15 protein-coding genes are annotated in these 16,745 nt (G+C 65.9%); 5 read left to right on the top strand and 10 right to left on the bottom strand.

Features of this window, described 5'->3' with window-relative positions; all coding sequences use genetic code 11:
* Window positions 1-15 precede the first annotated feature (15 nt).
* Both merB and merA read right to left on the bottom strand, forming a co-directional pair.
* Entirely contained in the window at window positions 16-513 is a 498-nt protein-coding gene (gene merB, locus JOE64_RS00690) for an organomercurial lyase (RefSeq protein WP_025104814.1), read from the bottom strand.
* Window positions 423-1,847, bottom strand: a complete 1,425-nt coding sequence (gene merA / locus JOE64_RS00685) for a mercury(II) reductase (RefSeq protein ID WP_036286088.1) — start codon at window positions 1,845-1,847, stop codon at window positions 423-425. Before merA ends, merB begins: the two co-directional genes overlap by 91 nt.
* Before the next feature lie 115 nt (window positions 1,848-1,962).
* Here merA and JOE64_RS00680 point away from each other — a divergent pair, with 115 nt between their 5' ends.
* The gene (locus JOE64_RS00680) at window positions 1,963-2,352 is read left to right on the top strand and encodes a heavy metal-responsive transcriptional regulator (RefSeq protein WP_017828519.1); all 390 of its coding nucleotides are present in this window, start codon (window positions 1,963-1,965) and stop codon (window positions 2,350-2,352) included.
* A gap of 74 nt (window positions 2,353-2,426) precedes the next feature.
* Here JOE64_RS00680 and JOE64_RS00675 read toward each other — a convergent pair whose 3' ends face one another.
* From JOE64_RS00675 to JOE64_RS00665, 3 genes are read right to left on the bottom strand one after another with little or no spacing between them, the layout of a single operon-like run.
* Window positions 2,427-4,382 (bottom strand): hypothetical protein, encoded by a 1,956-nt coding sequence (locus tag JOE64_RS00675; protein ID WP_231735185.1) that lies wholly within the window; start codon window positions 4,380-4,382, stop codon window positions 2,427-2,429.
* A gap of 6 nt (window positions 4,383-4,388) precedes the next feature.
* Window positions 4,389-4,724 (bottom strand): helix-turn-helix domain-containing protein, encoded by a 336-nt coding sequence (locus JOE64_RS00670; protein ID WP_060960789.1) that lies wholly within the window; start codon window positions 4,722-4,724, stop codon window positions 4,389-4,391.
* Window positions 4,714-5,040, bottom strand: a complete 327-nt coding sequence (locus tag JOE64_RS00665) for a tyrosine-type recombinase/integrase (protein ID WP_275587390.1) — start codon at window positions 5,038-5,040, stop codon at window positions 4,714-4,716. The genes JOE64_RS00670 and JOE64_RS00665 overlap by 11 nt, the downstream gene beginning before the upstream one ends.
* Before the next feature lie 26 nt (window positions 5,041-5,066).
* Between JOE64_RS00665 and JOE64_RS00660 the strand changes: the two genes are divergently transcribed.
* The 3 genes from JOE64_RS00660 (at window position 5,067) to JOE64_RS00650 (ending at window position 6,836) form a co-directional block, all read left to right on the top strand.
* A complete protein-coding gene (locus JOE64_RS00660; RefSeq protein WP_051498749.1) occupies window positions 5,067-5,471 on the top strand; it encodes a response regulator transcription factor in 405 nt (134 codons plus the stop codon).
* Window positions 5,472-5,576: 105 nt separating this feature from the next.
* Window positions 5,577-6,017, top strand: a complete 441-nt coding sequence (locus tag JOE64_RS00655; protein WP_151487469.1) for a zinc ABC transporter ATPase — start codon at window positions 5,577-5,579, stop codon at window positions 6,015-6,017.
* A 33-nt stretch (window positions 6,018-6,050) separates the two neighbouring features.
* The gene (locus JOE64_RS00650) at window positions 6,051-6,836 is read left to right on the top strand and encodes a hypothetical protein (protein WP_061683262.1); all 786 of its coding nucleotides are present in this window, start codon (window positions 6,051-6,053) and stop codon (window positions 6,834-6,836) included.
* A 459-nt stretch (window positions 6,837-7,295) separates the two neighbouring features.
* On the opposite strand, the gene JOE64_RS00645 is transcribed toward JOE64_RS00650, so the two are convergent.
* From JOE64_RS00645 to secA2, 5 genes are all read right to left on the bottom strand, one after another.
* A complete protein-coding gene (locus JOE64_RS00645) occupies window positions 7,296-9,407 on the bottom strand; it encodes a TniQ family protein (RefSeq protein WP_151487468.1) in 2,112 nt (703 codons plus the stop codon).
* Entirely contained in the window at window positions 9,404-10,405 is a 1,002-nt protein-coding gene (locus tag JOE64_RS00640; RefSeq protein ID WP_204962475.1) for an ATP-binding protein, read from the bottom strand. The genes JOE64_RS00645 and JOE64_RS00640 overlap by 4 nt, the downstream gene beginning before the upstream one ends.
* A gap of 86 nt (window positions 10,406-10,491) precedes the next feature.
* Window positions 10,492-12,645 (bottom strand): TnsB C-terminal domain-containing protein, encoded by a 2,154-nt coding sequence (locus JOE64_RS00635; RefSeq protein WP_239531813.1) that lies wholly within the window; start codon window positions 12,643-12,645, stop codon window positions 10,492-10,494.
* The gene (locus JOE64_RS00630; protein ID WP_151487465.1) at window positions 12,645-13,373 is read right to left on the bottom strand and encodes a TnsA-like heteromeric transposase endonuclease subunit; all 729 of its coding nucleotides are present in this window, start codon (window positions 13,371-13,373) and stop codon (window positions 12,645-12,647) included. Before JOE64_RS00630 ends, JOE64_RS00635 begins: the two co-directional genes overlap by 1 nt.
* Window positions 13,374-13,668: 295 nt before the next feature.
* Window positions 13,669-15,990 (bottom strand): accessory Sec system translocase SecA2, encoded by a 2,322-nt coding sequence (gene secA2 / locus JOE64_RS00625; RefSeq protein ID WP_170287954.1) that lies wholly within the window; start codon window positions 15,988-15,990, stop codon window positions 13,669-13,671.
* Window positions 15,991-16,217: 227 nt separating this feature from the next.
* On the opposite strand from secA2, the gene JOE64_RS00620 reads away from it, so the two are divergent.
* Window positions 16,218-16,535 carry a hypothetical protein gene (locus JOE64_RS00620; protein WP_061683897.1) on the top strand — a complete coding sequence of 106 codons (318 nt, stop codon included), beginning with the start codon at window positions 16,218-16,220 and terminating at the stop codon, window positions 16,533-16,535.
* The last annotated feature ends 210 nt before the right edge of the window (window positions 16,536-16,745 follow it).

The raw sequence follows: 16,745 nt of genomic DNA, 5'->3' as shown, positions 1-16,745 counted from the left end.
TCTCGTGGTGCCGTCTCAGCAGCAGGTCTCGGGACCGCAGCAGCTTCCAGACAGTTCGTCGGCACCGGTCCGGGGGCGCTCGAGCATCTCGGTGATCAGGGTGCTGCCAACCTCGAAGGCATCGGCGACCGTGAGGATTTGGGCCATCGGGTGTTCCGTGAGCCATCCGGCGGCGTCCTCGCGGGAAGCGAAGTAGTGGACCTGGTTGCAGAACGAGGAGCGAATCGAGTGCATGGCCTCGGGGCTGACCAAGGACACCACCGCGGTCGCCGGTTCCACGCTAGTGACACCGGCGGTCGAGTCGACGGTGACGCGGATCGTGTCGCCGCTGGCCGGGGAGATCGATTCGACCCGGGCGGGCCGATCGAGGAGCGGGCGAGGCTCCAGTTTCTGATGGGGTGGATCCGCTGTCTGGCGCGCGGTCAGGCGCAGCAGGACAGCATCGACACATCGGTGGTGAAGGCCTTGGCTACGATCCGGATGCCTTCGGCCGTGGTCAGGTACGGGGCCCACGCGTCGGCGACCTCGGTGATGGTCTTGCCGAGGATGTGGACACCTGCGGCGGCGAGTTCGCCGGCGTCCTTGGCGACCGCGGTCAGGCCGAGGATCTCGCCGGTGTCCGCGTTGGCGACCATCTTGATGAACCCGCGGGTGTCCCGGTTCACCAGCGCGCGGGGCACGTACTCCAGTGGCAGGACACGGCAGTCGCAGCGGATCCCGGCCGCGATGACCTCCTTCTCGGTCATCCCGACCGCGCCGACGGCAGGGCTCGTGAATGTGACCCGCGGCATCCGCGTGTAGTCGACCGACGTGCTGGCGTCAGTGAAGGCGTTCTCGGCGACCAACGTGCCGTGCCGGGCTGCGACGTAGACGAACTCGGGGTGCCCGGTGACATCCCCAGCCGCCCAGACGCGAGGGTTGGAGGACTGCAACTGGTCGGTGACCACGACCTCTCCGGCCGCGCCGGTCTTCACTTGCACGGTCTCGAGGTTGAGCCCGTCGGTGACCGGGGCGCGGCCGAGCGCGACGAGGATCTCGTCGGCACGGAACTCCTGCACGCCGCCCGAGACCTCGGCCGCGGCGACGATCTGGCCGGTGCCCGGGTCGCGGGTGACGCGGGTGGGGATGGCGCGGCGGACCACTCGGATGCCCTCGTCGGCGAAGATTTCCTGCAACGCCTTGGAGACTTCCGGCTCCTCCTTCGACGCCAGCCGGGACCTCACCAGCAGAGTCACCTTCGAGCCGAGCCGGGCGAACAACTGTGCCATCTCCAGCGCCACATAGCCCCCGCCGAGCACCAGCAGCGAGTCAGGCACCTCGGACAGCTCCATCGCCGACGTCGAGGTGAGAAAGTCGACGCCGTCCAGCCCCTCGATGGCAGGAGCCCACGGGCGGGAGCCTGTGGCGATGAGGTAGTGGGCGGCCTCGATGGTTTCGACGGTGCCGTCCGCGGCGGTGACCTCGAGGACCGACGCATCCGGCGTGCCGGCGAACGCCGCCTCGCCCTGGCGGACCGGCCAGCCGTAGGCTTCTGCCACGTCGATGTACTTCTCACTCCGCATCGCCTCGACCAGGTCCTGCTTGCCACCCACCAGCCCGTGCATGTCTACCGGGCCAGCGGTGGCGGCGATCCCCGGGAACCGGGAGCCCGCATCCGCGGCCACGTGGCGGGCCTCGGCGGCCGCGAGCAGCGCCTTGGACGGAACGCACCCCGTGTTCACGCACGTGCCGCCCAACGTGCCGCGCTCGATCATCACCACCGACTTTCCCAGTGTGGTGGCGCGGATCGCCGCGGCGAATGCCGCGCCACCCGACCCAATCACGGCCAGATCAAACCTCGATGGCATCCTTATTCCTCCCTGGACATCTTGGAACATCCCGCTGATACACTCATCATGAACCTTCCACCACAGGGGAAGGTCAAGCACGAAATTTGCGACCAGCGAAAAGGGGGGGCGGGGAATGCGGATCGGAGAGCTCGCCGACGCGGCCGGCACCACGGCGAAGACGTTGCGGTTCTACGAGGACCAGGGGCTCCTGCCGCCGGCCGGGCGCACGCCCAGCGGCTACCGCAACTACACCGCCGAGACCATCGCCCGAATCGACTTCATCCACCGCGGCCAAGCCGCTGGACTCACCCTCGCCCAGATCCAGCAGATCCTCCACATCCGCGACCACGGCCAAGCGCCCTGCAGCCACGTCCGCGACCTCCTCGACGCACGCCTCACCGATATCGACCAGCAGCTCAGGCAGCTCCACGACCTGCGCGACACCCTCGCCGGGCTCCGCGACCAGGCCGAGCACGTCGAGCCCGACACGTGCAGCTCGGATCAGGTCTGCCGCTATCTGTAGCCAAGCCCGGGGGTCTGTCCGATAATTCAGGCAGTCCCACTGGAGGCGCAAGCGTAGCGGGAGGCCATTGGTGCTCAGGTCGAGGTTGAGCGCAGCGCGGGATAGTCGGACCATTCGCCCCCGGAGAGGCGTGCCCAGGCGGCAGCTGATGACGCCGTGATGCCGAGCAGGTCGGACACGATTCGAGGATGCAGTTGTCGGGTGAGGTCCATCAGCGCGGTGACACGAGCGCTGCCGGCGAGGAGTCCTTCTTGACGGAGTCGACGGCTGAGCGGCCCGGGGGTGATCGGTCGGCCCGGGTTCCTGCCCGGGAAGAGCCAAGTGTCGGAGCGGTTGCCGTCGAGCAGCTGGACCATTGCTTCGGCGAGGACTTCGGGCAGCTCGATCGGTTCAGTTCCGACCGTCAGCGTCATGGGGCGCGCGGTCGTATCGACTTGTGCGCGGGTGATCGCTGCGATGCGGGTCAGGTGGAGCCCGTAGAACAGGACGAGCAATCCGCTGACTCGCGTCACGGGATCCATGTCGTCTCGCGTGATGAACGCGCGTGCCATCGTCCACCGATGGTCGGCGGCGTAGTCGCGCCCTTCGAGGCGATGGCTGCGGAACTCGACCCGGAGGCGGCTCAGGCGGTGCCGTCGCAGCCACCGGGTGAACGGCGCGAGGGCATCCCGTTGTGAGGGCGAACCGGTGAGGAAGCCGTCGAGAGATCGCTGCGGGTATGTCGTCAGCGTTTCGCCGCTCGCGCGGATCTGCTGCAGGAGGGCCGCGCACCGCTTCAGCGCCGCACGCACCTTCTGATAGGTGGAGCCGGATCGGACGGCCGTAGCTGGTCTGCCCCTGAGTGATCTGCCCGACGGCAGCAGCTCCCAGGTGCAGTACCGCCGTAGGAGGAGCCGGTCCTCGGGATGGGGGACGGTCGGAAGCCACCGTTGGAACCAGTGCTCGAACCTCGCCGCTTGGATGTCGAAATCGGGCAGCACGCCTGAGCGGATGAGGAGCGAGAGCAGGAATGCCACGGACTGGCCGGCGTGCGCTCTGGTCATGATCGCGTCCGCGGTGAGGGGCAGCGTGCCATCGGCGAGCTCACGGAGGACGACCGCACAGCGGCTCTTGTACAGCCACCGCTCGAGGGAGATCGCACTGCCGTGGTGCGTCACCAGATACTCCGCGAGCGGGTGCAGCTCGGGGCGGATCTCTCCGCTGTCGTCAGCAAGCAGTTGCTGGATGGCGATAGGTCGCCGGCACTCTACGCATAGCCGGTGCTTGCGCACCTCTTCGATCGTCCCGCATCCCGGGCATGCCATCGTCACGGGAGCTCCTGCGCACTCGGCGCAGACCTTGTGCCCATTCATGAAGCCAGTGAGGAACACCTTCCGCCCGCACTCCGGGCACGGCTGGGGGCGTCGCATCGCGTAGTAGCAGCGGGCGCAGACCCGTCGGCCGTCCAGGTGCGTCGCTACGCGGCCCGGCTCCCCGCAGAGCTCGCACATCTTGACCGGCGCGGTGTAGCACGCGAGACAGACGAGCGCGGGGCGACGGACGATAATCGTGGCGTTCTGCCCGCATCGCGAGCAGTCGCCGAACGACCGCGGATCGGCTCGCCAGCAGTCCCGGCAGAACCGTTGCCCATCGACGGTGCGCTGCACGGGCTGAACTCGTCCGCATCTGGCACACGCGACCGATCGGGCATTCCGTTCACAGCGCGAGCAGTGGCGACCGCCGGTCTGCGTCTTGTGAGGCATCCGAACGGCACGTCCACAGGAATCGCATGTAGGCAAGACGACCCGCCCGGCACCCTCGTTCACGAGAGCGTGGGCCAGATCCTGCACCGTCACCGGTACGTTCCGGTGTCGCCCTTCGAGGACTCCAGGTTGTTTGAGGAGTGCGAGTTCGAGACGCCGTTGGGTGAGCGGCACGGGTGCGACTTCAGCCACGATCTCAACAAGGCGCTCCACCGGGATCTCCGGCGCGATCGCGTGGACGAGCCCGGCGACCTCAGCAACCCTGGGCTCCTGCGGAGGCTTCGCCACCGCGGCCTACTTCGAGCGCGGGCGACGGATCGTGGCCCGCACGGGCCGCAGATCGCCGATCGCACCCCGCGTCGCCTCTTCACCCACCGCGACCGGGGCCGCAGCCTCCCGGCGGGTGACCTGCACGAGGTCGTCGAGCGAGCACTCCAACGCGTCGCACAGCGCGGCGAGCACGTCGATGCGAACCCGCTGCGGTGCTTGCGTCACCAGTCGGTACACCTGTTCCCGGGACAGGTCGACGCCCCGCTCCTCGAGCAACGGCTTCAGCTTGGAGGTCTGGAAGATCCCGCGCGAGGCCATCACGCTGCGGAGGCTCCATGCGGTCTCGAGCTCAACGGTCATCTGCTTCTCCTTCGATGAGGGCCTTCAATGCGTCCGCGAGTACCCGGTTCTTGAAGTCCGAGCTGACGGAGGCGTAGATCGAGGTCGTCGAAGCATGCATGTGCCCGACCTGCTCCTGGACGAATCGGTCGGCGTAGCCGAACTCGAGCAGGTGCGTCACGTACGAATGCCGGAGGCTGTGCAGAGTCAGGGCCTTTGACAAGCCGGCCTCGTCCCGCAGCTCCGCGAACCGCCGGTCGAGATAGCCGGCCGACAGTCGGGTGCGGCGTTCCGTCACCCACAGCGCGTCAAGACGGTATCCACGCCACCCGCGCAATTGTCGACGGCGGGCTGCGGAGCCGCGTGATCGTACTCACGACGTTCGACTTGGACGAGTACGCCTTCGGGGCACTCCGCGCGGGGGCGAGTGCGTTCCTCGTCAAAACTGCGACACACCAAGAACTCGTGGACGCCGTACGCGTCGTCGCTCGAGGCGATGCCATCGTGACGCCCCGCATCACACGGCAGCTCATCGACGCCTACACCGGCCGCGACCAGCCCGTCCCGGGCGGACAGGGCCTCTCGGTTCTGTCCCCCCGAGAACGCGACGTTTTCAACGCGATCGCGCTCGGCCTCTCCAACGGCGAGATCAGCCAGGCACTGCATCTCTCACCCGCAACGGTGAAGACGCATATCAACCGAATCTTCGCCAAGCTCGGCGTCCGCGACCGCGTGCAGGCTGTGATTCTTGCCCACCAGCTCGGGTAGACCATCGGTGGTCAAGCGAACTGATGCGCGAACGCGACGGGGCTGAGCCCTAGACGCCGCGGTGCCGAAGTGAGACACTTCTCTGTTCTACTTCGGGAGGTCACCATGGGCGACGATGAACCGGCGGTCGATTGGGAAGGCGTCATCCGCGAGATGATCACGCGTGCGACCGAGGCGGCGCCCACCGAACCGGGCGTCTACAAGATGCCGTGCGGTGAGTGTGTGGTCGATTTCTTCATCACCGCTGAGGGCGAGGAACGCTGGCTCGTCGCCGGGGACGACCGCTCCTACACTCGTGAGACCGTCGCGATCGCCCGTCACGGAGACCACCCCTGGGAGCGTCTCTACACGCTCGCTGACGCGGCAAGGGAAGTGGCGCGAGTCGCCGCCGCGAACGGCGGCGACATCGACCGAGTACTCGAGGAGCTGGTCGAAGCAATCGACGACCGCGAGGTCGAGCGGGTGGTGCGTGAGCGGGATGGCATGAGCGGTGAACCGCTCGAGGATGTGGCGGCGCGCTTCGGCGTCGACGTCGATGAGCTGTAGAAGCAGCCTCGACTGCGAGCGTGGAGAGCAGCTGTGAGCGAGTATCCGTGGTTCGACTTCGACCAGGTCGACTTCGTCACCTCGGACCAGCATTTCGGTCACGCACGCATCAGCGAACTCGCCGAGCGTCCGTTCGCGACCGTGGAAGAGATGAATGCGGAGCTTGCGCGACGATGGAACGATGTGGTGGGCCCGGACGACGTTGTGCTTCATCTCGGTGATCTCGCGCTCGGGCCGATCGAGGAATCCGTCGGGCTGACCGCGCACCTGAACGGGCGACGGTTCCTCGTGCCCGGCAACCATGATCGGGTCTCGCCGGCGACACAGTCAAGGCGCGCGATCGAACGGTTCACGCCGGTGTACGAGGCGGCCGGGTGGAGCATCCTCCCCGAGGTCATTGAGGGCACACGCCACGGGTACCGGATTCTGGCATCCCACTACCCCTACAGCGGCGACTCGCACGGCACCGACCGGCACACGACCCACCGCCCACGCAGCGACGGTGGCGTCCCGCTGCTGCACGGTCACACGCATGCCCGCGATCACGGCCCGCACGGGCACGAGTTCCACGTCGGCGTCGACGCGCACGACTTCACGCCCATCCGCTTCACCCTCGTCGACGAATGGATCCGCAGCCTCCCGGGCATCGAGACGCGCCTGCAGGCCGCGACCCGGGAAGCGCGCACGGTCCTCGCCGGCGTCATCGACGGTGAAACACCGGGCTCAGACGCGCTGTTCTACATGCAGGGTTACAACGAGCTCGTCATCGTTCTTGAGGAGCTTCTCGACGCGCTCCCTCCCGAAGAGCCGAACGGGTAGCCGGGAACAGGTCGCGGTTCGCGTTGGGGCCGGATCGGAGGGTGCGGGTCTCGGTCCGGTATCGCACCCATCCTTGCCTGCGCCAATGCACCATCACGAGGTTCCGGACTGCCCGTGACGACCACGCCTCCTCATGGTCGGCGTAGTCGGGATCTTGGGTGGCGAGTTCGCTGAACAGTTCGCGGAACGTCGGCGGTTCGCTGTGCTCACGGGTGTAGCGATGGATGATCTTCACCGCACGGCGCGCCCAGCTCGGCGCGGTCTTCGCTGACGTGAGTTCCATGAAGAGCGGCGCCAGGTGGGGTGCCGACCACGGCTTGACCACAGGTGCGGTCTTACTCGAACGATGATCCCCAGTTGTGTTCGGAGCGACAGCGACTACTCCGTGTTTGTCGCCTGGGGCGATCGGCGCGGCTTCTCCTTCACCGAGTCGGTATTCCGGGTCCCGCGGTCTGTCACTCATTCGGAGATCACCACTTCGGCGAGGTCTTTGGTTCGGCCTCCGCGCGCCCGGAGTTGCACGTCGAGTAGCCGGAGTCTCCGGGCAACGGTGGATTCGCTGCATCCAAGTTCGCGTGCAATCGCCTCGAGCGTGCGGCCGTTCTGATAGTCGACTCGGATTCGGTCGTCGTCGACGACGACCTGGCGTGGGGCGTGCGCGGGTCGGAGTTCGATTCCCGCCTCTTTCAGGACACGGCTGATAACCGAGCGACCGACGCCCGAATCGCTGGCGAGGTCTTTCAGAGCCCGGCCGCTGCGGTATTCGTCCACGAGTTCGCTGAACGTGAATGTCGTGCGGAGGTGTTCGCGAGCGGGCTGGTTGACGGGCCACCTTGCTGTGCGTTCGGCGTCGTCGACCGTGGGGTTCCAGTCAGCGACGTCGAGGGGAGGACTCCAGCGCACGGGTTCGTTGATGCGATGCGCCTCGAGGAAGCGTCGGGCCACGTTGAGGAGCTCGAGCTCCAACTCGTGCGAGAGGGAGGCTGCCAGCTCTCGGGCGTTCGTGACCTCCGCGGCGGAGTGCGGCCGGAAGAGCTGCGGGGCCTGGTCTGGATGGTTCCCGCTGAGCCAGCTGTAGAGCAGCAGCCGAATCTGTCGCAGTCGTGGGGCGCCGCCGCGACGAGTGTTGACCCGGGCTGCGATCGCGTTCCAGTCGACGGCCGGGAGGAGTGATGCGTAGTCGAGCGCGCGTCGGCGCGCGTAGTCGATTGGGGGGTTCTCGGCATCGAGGTAGATGGCGAGGCGGGCGATGGGGAGCAAGAGGTTCTTGGCGGGGTCGGTGTCGCGCAGCAACCGGGTGGTATCCCGGACGCGGTGCCGGGGCAGTGGCGATCCAAGCATTTCGAGGGCCTCGACGTGGCTGAGGCGGGTGCCTGCGATCATCACTGCTGTGGAGACGGCGGCGGCTGCGAGCTCGGGATCGGTCTTGGGAATCCGAAGTTGCGCCGCCCACTCGGGCCAGATCTGTGCGGGAAGTTTGCGCGCTCGTTCTTTCGCTCCGGACGGTGGAGGGGGAACAAGGTGCTGGATGTGTGTGAGGTGGCGCATGTTGAGGCCGCGCGATCGGGCAACCGAGACCTTCAGCTGGAGGCTGTGTTGATCGAACACCGCTGATGGTGGGATACGGCCGTGGAGGAGCTTGAAGAGGCGGTCGGGGTCCTGCACCGCCTGGAAGGCGAGACTGGCTCCGAGCGCTGCCAGCGCCGAGGTTCGGGGGCGTTCCTTGCGGAGGATGCCGTCTTCGTCGAGTGCCTTACCGAGGGTTGCCGACGGGATATCTCCAGCATCGATGTCCTCGCCATTGACGAGAGCACGGACCGCGATGCGAGCGATGGTTCGGAGATCCTCCATAACGAGCGGTGCAGCTTGCGGGTTGTCGCGGTACATGCCGAATCGACCGACGCCTTGAGAGATCGTCGCGAACTGGGCTCGCTGCGCAGCAAGCATCCCCGTGCTTGCCTCGACGCGTCCGGTCTCGTCGCGCAGATCGGCGCCGCAGCGTTGACGCGGATCTGCCGCGCGGTGTGGCCTGTTGTGGCAGCATCCCGGTCGTGGGACGAGATACATCGGTTGCGGGCGTGCGCGCGGTGCCTCACCGCAACTAGGACAGATGTCGCTGAGCACGCGCCGGTGACGAGGGCACATCGACACGAACGCGTACGTCCACGAGAGCCTCCACCGGCCACCAGAGTCGAGGAGGCATTCCGGGCAGAAGCGCCCTTGCGTCCCCGCGGTCGGACATTGGATGCTCAGCCGCCCCTTGAGCGTGTACTTGGTCACCGTCGAAGCGAACGCCGACCTGGTCATGGCTTGCAGGCAGTCGGCCGACAACCCTGTCGTGTGGATGAGGCGCTCGAGTGGTCCCTCGTCGAGGTGGAACGACCACCGGTTCAGACGCCCGACGGAGTAGTGCTGATCCTGCTCGACGGCCGCTGGGCCGGATAGTCCCAGTGCGACGATCATCTGTCCGAAAGTGACGCCGTGCGCGGCTGCCATCGTTTCCAGCCAGGAGTCAAGAGGTTCGTCTGGCATGGGGCGAACCCGGAACGGCAGACGACGAAGCTCGGTCATGATCGGGCGACTCGCCGTGCTTTGTTCACGAGAATTGCTGTAGCGCCACGTGCGATCTCCGCAGCTTCATCGATCGAGACCTGTTCCAGGAGATCCGTGTCGAGGGTCTCCTTCCCGGTGCGGATGGCGCGTATCGCTCCCAGGCGGATCAGTTGCATCAACGATCCGATGACGCCTGTCGAGCGAATGTAGAGGTAGTCGCTGAGCGTGTCGGCGAGGGTGCCCGGACGCATCCGCGCAAGCATCAGTCGCTGCTCGATCCCGAGCAGCGTGTCGCGCCACACGGGTGCGCCGATCACCGTGAGCGGATCAAACGCGTGGAGCTGCAGCAGTGTCCATCGCCGGCCGGTCTGCGCCAAGGCGGCGAACTCACCGTTGCGGCCTTCGGAGAACAACCCTCGCTGCTTCAGAGCGACACCGGCGAACAGAAAGGTCGCGGGGTACTCGTTAGCGAGCCATTTGAGCTCGTTCGCGACCTGCTCGCCCTTCTCGGTGCCCGGGCGGAGGAAGTGGACGTCGTCGATAATGATCAGCCGCGTCTCGTGGCGTCGGACTGCGTCGCCCGCCATGGTGGCAAGATCGCGGGCGAGCACCCTGCCCGTGGTCGCCCGCCGCGCCGGGTGTGCGTAGAACTCGAATAGTTGCTGGTGAAGCCCCTTGATCGTCACATCGCCGGTGAGCGTGATTCGGCACACGGGGATCCTCAGGATGTCGTCGTTATCATCCACGTACTCGCCGAGCTGGTCGATCTGTTCCCGGTGGTATCTGAGTCCGTACGCGTCGACGGTGGTCGACTTGCCCAGAGACGGCGGAGCGTCGATGGCCGCAGCGGCCCGAACGCGGGTCACCGCGTCCTCGTTGGCTTCAAGCAGATCGTCGAGTTGCTCATTGGCACGGACAACCTGCGGTGTGCGCAGCAGGATGCTCTCGTGCCATCGCCGGCGTTGCCGCCCGTAGTCCCTGCGCGCGACGGTGTCGAGGGCGCGAATCTGCGCCATAGAGAGTCGCTCCGGCCGGACCGGGCTCGGCCTTTCGGCGAGGTACTTCCACCACTCGTAGGTAGACGGGCCAGTGTCAGGCTTGATCACAAATCCTCCAGGGCGGTCGCGTAGAACTCCGGGTCTGGGTCGTACTCGGTGGGGTCGAGTTCGTCGTCCACGTCGTCGTCGCCACCCAACGGCGCCGGAGAGGACAGGGAGACGGCACGGGGACCGGCCAGCTCCTCACTCGGGAGAGTCACGCCGGGGCTGCTTCGTGCGATGAGCTCCTGCGTCAGGCGGATCGATGTCATGGCTGCCGCTTCGGTCTCGTGTCGGTGCGCGGCGACCTGCCGTGCGGAGGCACGGCGCTCCTGCGGGGTGAGGTGTTGGCCGGATCCCCACCGCGCGAGCAGTGCGGTCAGAGCTGCTTCGGTGTCCGGGATCTGCGGGTTCGAGGCGGCCAGCTTCTTCGCGTACTCGAGCGCGTCGATTCCGAACGGGGTGTTGACCTCTTTGACTCGCTCCCAGGACAGGGTGTGCCATGTGCTGTCTTCGGGGTCGTGGAAGTAGATGTATCGGACATCGTCGGGGTTGACGAAGAAGGGCCAGTCTCGCCCCTGGTTGTAGAGGGATTGCGACCGGTTACGGTACTTGCGGAGCACCCCATCGTCGTCCTTGTAGCGCAGCGTCCAGTTCTCGATTCCGTACCGCTGGATCGTTCGGTGCACAACAGGGAGCATCTCCAGCACGATGTTTCGATCTTGGGGCAGTCGGAGGTGGCCTGCCGTCGCCACGCCCTGCTCGTATCGCTGTTGCGGGCTCATCTCCAGTCCAGGCAGCAGCGGGTCAGCCAGTTCGCTGTGCGGGCGCACGTGGTAAACGGTCGCGATCCACTCGCGGATGATCTCCTCGAGCTGCGAGATGGTGTACACCGCATCAGATTCAGCGTCGAGACCACGGGCCAACAGGTCTTCTCCCTTGAAGCCAGGCAGCTGACTCAGCAGCTCCTTGACGGTGCGGAAGAACCTCTCCACCGCGGCCTTGTCCGTGGGCATGTACAGTCGGGCTGGCTGTACCGAGATCCCCAGCCGCGAACAGACGCTCAGCACATGCTCGGAGAGGTAGATCTTGCCGTGGTCGACGACGATCGTCTCGGGCAGGTTGGCTCGGATGAACCTTGCGACCTGGATGTGGTCCTCGCGGACGATGAGCGTGTCGGGAACCCCCGAGTAGGGCCATGATGCCGTCCTACCCCAGCTTTCGGGGATCTCGAACGGACGCATCGCCTCGAGGAGCACACCGGCGACGTCCATAGCGCGAGCGGTCGGGGTGAGCCTCATACCGACGATCGCTCGATCGTAGAGATCCATCGCGACGGTGAGTTCGCTGTTCACCCAGTCGCCGCTCACGGGATCGAATCCGAACACGTCCAGCGGTGTCGTATCCATGAGGACGTACTCACCTGGCCGAGTGGGAGCGAAGCGACCAAACGCACTCTGCGGCTTGTTCGCGTTCGATCGCTTCGCCTTCGTGCTTCCGTCGAACGTGTTCCGACCCCAGTCGAGGTCGCGGAACGCTCGGTACCGGACAGACTTCGAGGGGATCTTCACCACGCCGACCCCGTACTCGCGCTCGAGCCGCGCTGCCACGCGTCGCATGATCACCTTCCGCGCGACGCGGGGTTCCGTAATCTGCTCTGCCTGGATAGTGCGCACCATGTCGACCCACCGCGGGTCGAGGTTCCCGAGCCCGCGCGTCGGCTTCACGCGGCGGTTGTCCATCAGACCCAGTTCGTCCGCCTCAAGGTATCGAGCCACCCAGTTGCTGATCGTGCGCTCTGAAACGCCCACCTCGGCCGCTTTGGCACGGTAGCGGGACATCTTTCCGCTGTCGGGTGAGTACTCGTCCCGCGGCTCGCCTGGGCGTGCATGTGCGGCACTGCCGGACTTGTACCCGGTGAGAACTTCGCGTACGTGATCGGCTCGCTGATGCACATCCTCCTGCTCGGCTGCCGATAGCTGCGTCCAAATGAGAGCGAGCGGGTCGATCGCAGCGCCACCAGGATCCCGGGGGAACCGGGCGCGGCCCCCATCGCTTGGCGGCCGAAGCAGTTCCGCATAGTGAAGGCGCCGCAGGCGACGGTTGATGTCCTGAATGACAATCGCGTTTCCGGCTATCTCGACGACCGTGCAGAGGGAGCCGTCCCAGCTGAAGCTCGCACCCACGCGGATATCGAAGGTCGGCTCGTCGGACAGCATCACCACGCTGGCTCCACAATCGCTGTCGAAGCGAGCGGCGCTGAGAGATCAGTCGTGAGCCGTCCTGCCCAAAGAAGGTGAAGGACGATTCCCCGCGCATACTCGGGCTCGGCGAGCTGCGCTGCACCGACTCGGCAAGCCTGCCCGAACGTCATCGGCTCTTGAACAGACAGGCGGACCGCCTCGACTTCGACGGGCGCAAACTGGAATGCCCGCCGATAGCCCGCGAGAAACTTGAGGTTGCTCAGGCGGACTGGCTCCGGTTCGCTGAGCACGACGTAGTCCCACCCGATCGACTCGACTAACTGCCCCGACCACGTCAACGCGGCCGCGATCTTCGGATCACTAAGAAGAGCGGCGGGCTTCACATCGATCACACAAGCCCGGCCGCCGGTACGCTCCACGAGGTAGTCCGGCACATGCCGCCGCTTGCGGCTCCCGTCCCTCCCTTCGACAAGGAACGGCTGCGAGAGGATCCACACCGTCGACGGGTCGAAGTCTTCCCCCAGGAGGTTGGCGAGCTCGAGCCTCGACTCATACCCCACCAGCGATTCCATCGTCGCCGACCAGTAGCTACCGGAGTAATGACGCTGACCGCGATAGGCGCGAAAGCGTCGCCACGGGGTCGCGGCGTCAAACGCCGGCAGAGTGAGCAACGAGAGCTCCGTAACGCTGACGCTGTCGTCGCGGCCCCGAATCTGCACTGCCGCCGCACCCATCAGGCTCATCGGCTGCACCGGCCGAGGCCACCTTCTCGTCGTACCGCCGTGACGGGAGCGCAACGTCGCATAAATTGGTTATAGGGCTATCGCCTATTAATGTCAACGAGATCAGCTCGCGTCGTCACACCCGAGCCCGCTGACCGCAGCTCAATCACTTGTGAAGAACGTCATCGACGCGCAAGTGTGTTGTAGGAACCGCTTTGAGATGTCCCCCACGCAGTAAGACTTTGGCGCGTTCAGATGCCGACTTGTCCAGCAAGAACGCGAGTCTTTGTAGCGAGAGTTATCCGTTTCGGCGAGATTACTCGATCCGATAGACGCGTGTCCGAATCCATTTGCCAGCCGCGCGCGCGGCGCGGTCCATCGGACTACCCAGGGGATTGTCGCTGGTCATGTAGGTCCACGTTGCCGACGGTCGGCGCAACCCGAGCACAGTGATGTCCTGCCCGAGCTGGTCGGGTGTCACGTCACGGATGATGTCGGCGGCGCGGTCATAAGCCGACGCGAAGAATCCGCGGAATTCGCGCAGTGCGATGCGGTGAAACTCATCGCGCGGGTTGACGCCGGCGAGGGCCTGCAGGTGGATGCCGTCGCGGATCTCCGTCAGATGTGCCAGATGGTCGCACCACTGTTCGTCGAGACACCACAATGCGACGTCGCGGGCGAGACGAGCAACTACTGACGGGGAGGATGCCGAGGCAAGGCGATCGAATGCCTCTGGTATTCGTCGAGTGACCTCTAGGGCGGCGCGGTCACCGTTCATGACCGCCTCTCGGTCGCCGAGAACGGTGTCGCGCTGGCGGGCGATCGCGCGGCTGAAGTCCCAGGTGTCGCGGTGGCGGTCGTGTTGGATGCCCTCGGCGATCCGCTGCGCCTGGTCGATGATGGAACCGAGCGTGGTCTGGTCGAGTTGCGATCCTCGTCGTCGGATCTTCTCGAGCAGGTGGTCAGGAGCGTTGGCCTGCACCAGTTCGTCGGTGGTGCTCACGAAGGTGGCGGTAGTGCCGGGGTCGCCCTGCCTGCCTGAGCGGCCGCGCAACTGCGCGTCAAGGCGGCCGGACGGATACCTGCCGATCTGCAGCACCGCTAGTCCCCCGCTTCTCGCGACGCGACGATGGTCGTGCTCGTCGATGCCTCCGAGGCGGATGTCTGTGCCGCGCCCCGACATCTGGGTGGATATCGTGACCGCCCCATACTCGCCGGCCTCTGCAATGACTGCGGCCTCCCGCGCGTCGTTGCGGGCGTTGAGCACGTGGGCTTCGATTCCCGCCTCGGCGAGCACCTTTGCGTAGTGTTCGGACTCCGCGACGCTCTGTGTTCCCACGAGCACCGGTTGCCCTGCCCGATGACGCTCTCGAGCCTCCACCAACACGGCATCCACGCGGGAGTCCTCGTCGAGGAAGACACGCTGCGGCAGATCTGTCCGCTGGTTCGGTAGCCGTCGTTCGATCCGACCAGAGCGGAGCGAGTAGAACTCGGCCAGTTCCTCGGCCACTGCGACCATGGTTCCGCTCATGCCCGACAGGGTCATATAGCGACGCAGCAGATCCTGCACCGTGAGGGTGTCGAGGACGATCCCGGGCGACGAGACAGTGAGCTGCTCTTTGGCCTCGACTGCCGCGTGCAGCCCGTCTGGCCACCGTTGCTGGTGCGCGACACGGCCTCTTGCGGTGTTGATGAGCTTGATCGCGTCGTCGACGACCAGGTAGTCGACGTCTCGGTGCACGAGAACGTGAGCGTGGAGGGCGAGGTTGAGGCGTGTGAGCGTCGCTGTGTGTGCGGTGTCGTAGAGGTTCACACCGCCGAGTCGGTTCTCGAGGAGGTCGAGGCCGGCGTCGGTGAGCGAGACGGTGGCATGGTCGGCGTCGATCGCGTAGTGCAGTCCGGGGTCAAGCTCTTGCACGAGGGCGTCCGCCAGCGTGAAGTCTTCCGGGCTGTCTGTGGACGTTCCGGCGAGGACGAGGGGCGACACCGCTTCGTCGATCAGTACCGCGTCGGCCTCGTCGACGATCGCGACATCGAGCACCGGGCTCACGCGGTCTGCTTCGGTTGTCGCGAACCGGTCGCGGAGCACGTCGTATCCGACCTCGCTGACCGGCGCGTAGACGACGTCCAACCTATACATCTCAGCCCGCGTCATCAGCGGCGTGTGTTGACCGACCCAGCCGACACGGATGTCGAGCGAATCGAAGAGGGGACGCATCCACGCGGCATCCCGCTCCGCGAGATAGTCGTTCACCGACAGCACATGTACGCGCCGACCGGCGACCGCGAAAGCGGCCGCAGCGAGAGCACCGGCAAGAGTCTTCCCCTCACCGGTGTCCATCTCTACCGCGTTCCCCGCTGCCAGCGCGCAAGCCGCCAGCAGTTGCTCATCGAACGGCTCTTCCCCGAGCGTGCGCCGCGCGGCCGTGCGCAGCACAGCCAACAGGTCGGCGGTCGGCTCGACTACCGCACTGCGACCTGGCGAGATCAGTGCTGCGCGGGCGGCGCGTGACAAGTCGGCGTCATCGAGATCGCCGGCCCACTGCCCGCGCTCGTTCGCTGCAGACACGATGCGACGGAAGCGCCGAAAGGACGTGGAACCGGGCGCCCCGGTCACTCGCTCAATCCACCGCCTCATGCCCCCATCCAAACACGACGGCTCTGCGCGCCAGCGGAGTGAGTTTGCCGGCCCGAAATGTCCAGATGGACACCGCGTGGACATTTCGTCTGCGAAACGGACAAGTCCAACCGGAACCTACATGTGTCTCATATATCGAAGGCCGCGAGGCCTTATATTTGTGAAGGTCACATTCACGCCAAGCAGTTGCAGGGTCGCCGATCGCTGCGACGTGGGAGACTCGAAACGTGGTGCTGCTGACTGATCTTGCACCCGAACACTCGAAAGCGATGTTCGGCAACAGCCACATGCTCTCCGTCATGCTGTTCATTGCGAACCACGATGACGACGTGTTCTCCGCGCCCCAGATCGTTTCGGCGACCGGCGTGGACCCGACGCTCGTGCATCCACTGCTCGGTCGCCTCAAGAAGGGGCAGGTGATCGAGCAGATTGGCCGCGTCCCCGGTGAACGCACGCTGCTTTTTCGCCGGATCGAGAGTCCGTACTGGGACCTCGCTCGGCGTGTTGCGGCCGAAGGGCCTACTGCCTCCTCGCCGGCTGCTTGAGGCCGGGCGCGTCGGAGGGCGCGAGTAGTGTCGGCCTGCTGAAGGCGATACCTTACGCCCGCTAGAGTGGCCGCTAGCCCAGGAGGGAGTTCACATTGTTCGTTCGCGAAGTCGACATGGCTGCTCCCGTTGCGCGTTGGCTGGAGAGGGTTGGCGGAAGCTGCGTTGGTCACGAGGTGACGGTGGGCTACGGTGTCGCGGACCTCGTCG

The sequence above is a fragment of the Microbacterium dextranolyticum genome (assembly GCF_016907295.1).
Lineage (GTDB): Bacteria > Actinomycetota > Actinomycetes > Actinomycetales > Microbacteriaceae > Microbacterium > Microbacterium dextranolyticum.
This window is presented reverse-complemented; position numbering and strand designations above follow the sequence as displayed.

Bases quoted from the DNA above. Each gene is read 5' to 3' on its own strand.
- JOE64_RS00640 (WP_204962475.1), bottom strand. From the start codon at position 10,405: ATGGCGCAGATTCGCGCCCTCGACACCGTCGCGCGCAGGGACTACGGG.
- JOE64_RS00655 (WP_151487469.1), top strand. From the start codon at position 5,577: ATGGGCGACGATGAACCGGCGGTCGATTGGGAAGGCGTCATCCGCGAG.
- secA2 (WP_170287954.1), bottom strand. From the start codon at position 15,990: ATGAGGCGGTGGATTGAGCGAGTGACCGGGGCGCCCGGTTCCACGTCC.
- JOE64_RS00670 (WP_060960789.1), bottom strand. From the start codon at position 4,724: ATGACCGTTGAGCTCGAGACCGCATGGAGCCTCCGCAGCGTGATGGCC.
- merA (WP_036286088.1), bottom strand. From the start codon at position 1,847: ATGCCATCGAGGTTTGATCTGGCCGTGATTGGGTCGGGTGGCGCGGCA.
- JOE64_RS00635 (WP_239531813.1), bottom strand. From the start codon at position 12,645: ATGCTGTCCGACGAGCCGACCTTCGATATCCGCGTGGGTGCGAGCTTC.
- JOE64_RS00630 (WP_151487465.1), bottom strand. From the start codon at position 13,373: ATGAGCCTGATGGGTGCGGCGGCAGTGCAGATTCGGGGCCGCGACGAC.
- JOE64_RS00645 (WP_151487468.1), bottom strand. From the start codon at position 9,407: ATGACCGAGCTTCGTCGTCTGCCGTTCCGGGTTCGCCCCATGCCAGAC.
- JOE64_RS00680 (WP_017828519.1), top strand. From the start codon at position 1,963: ATGCGGATCGGAGAGCTCGCCGACGCGGCCGGCACCACGGCGAAGACG.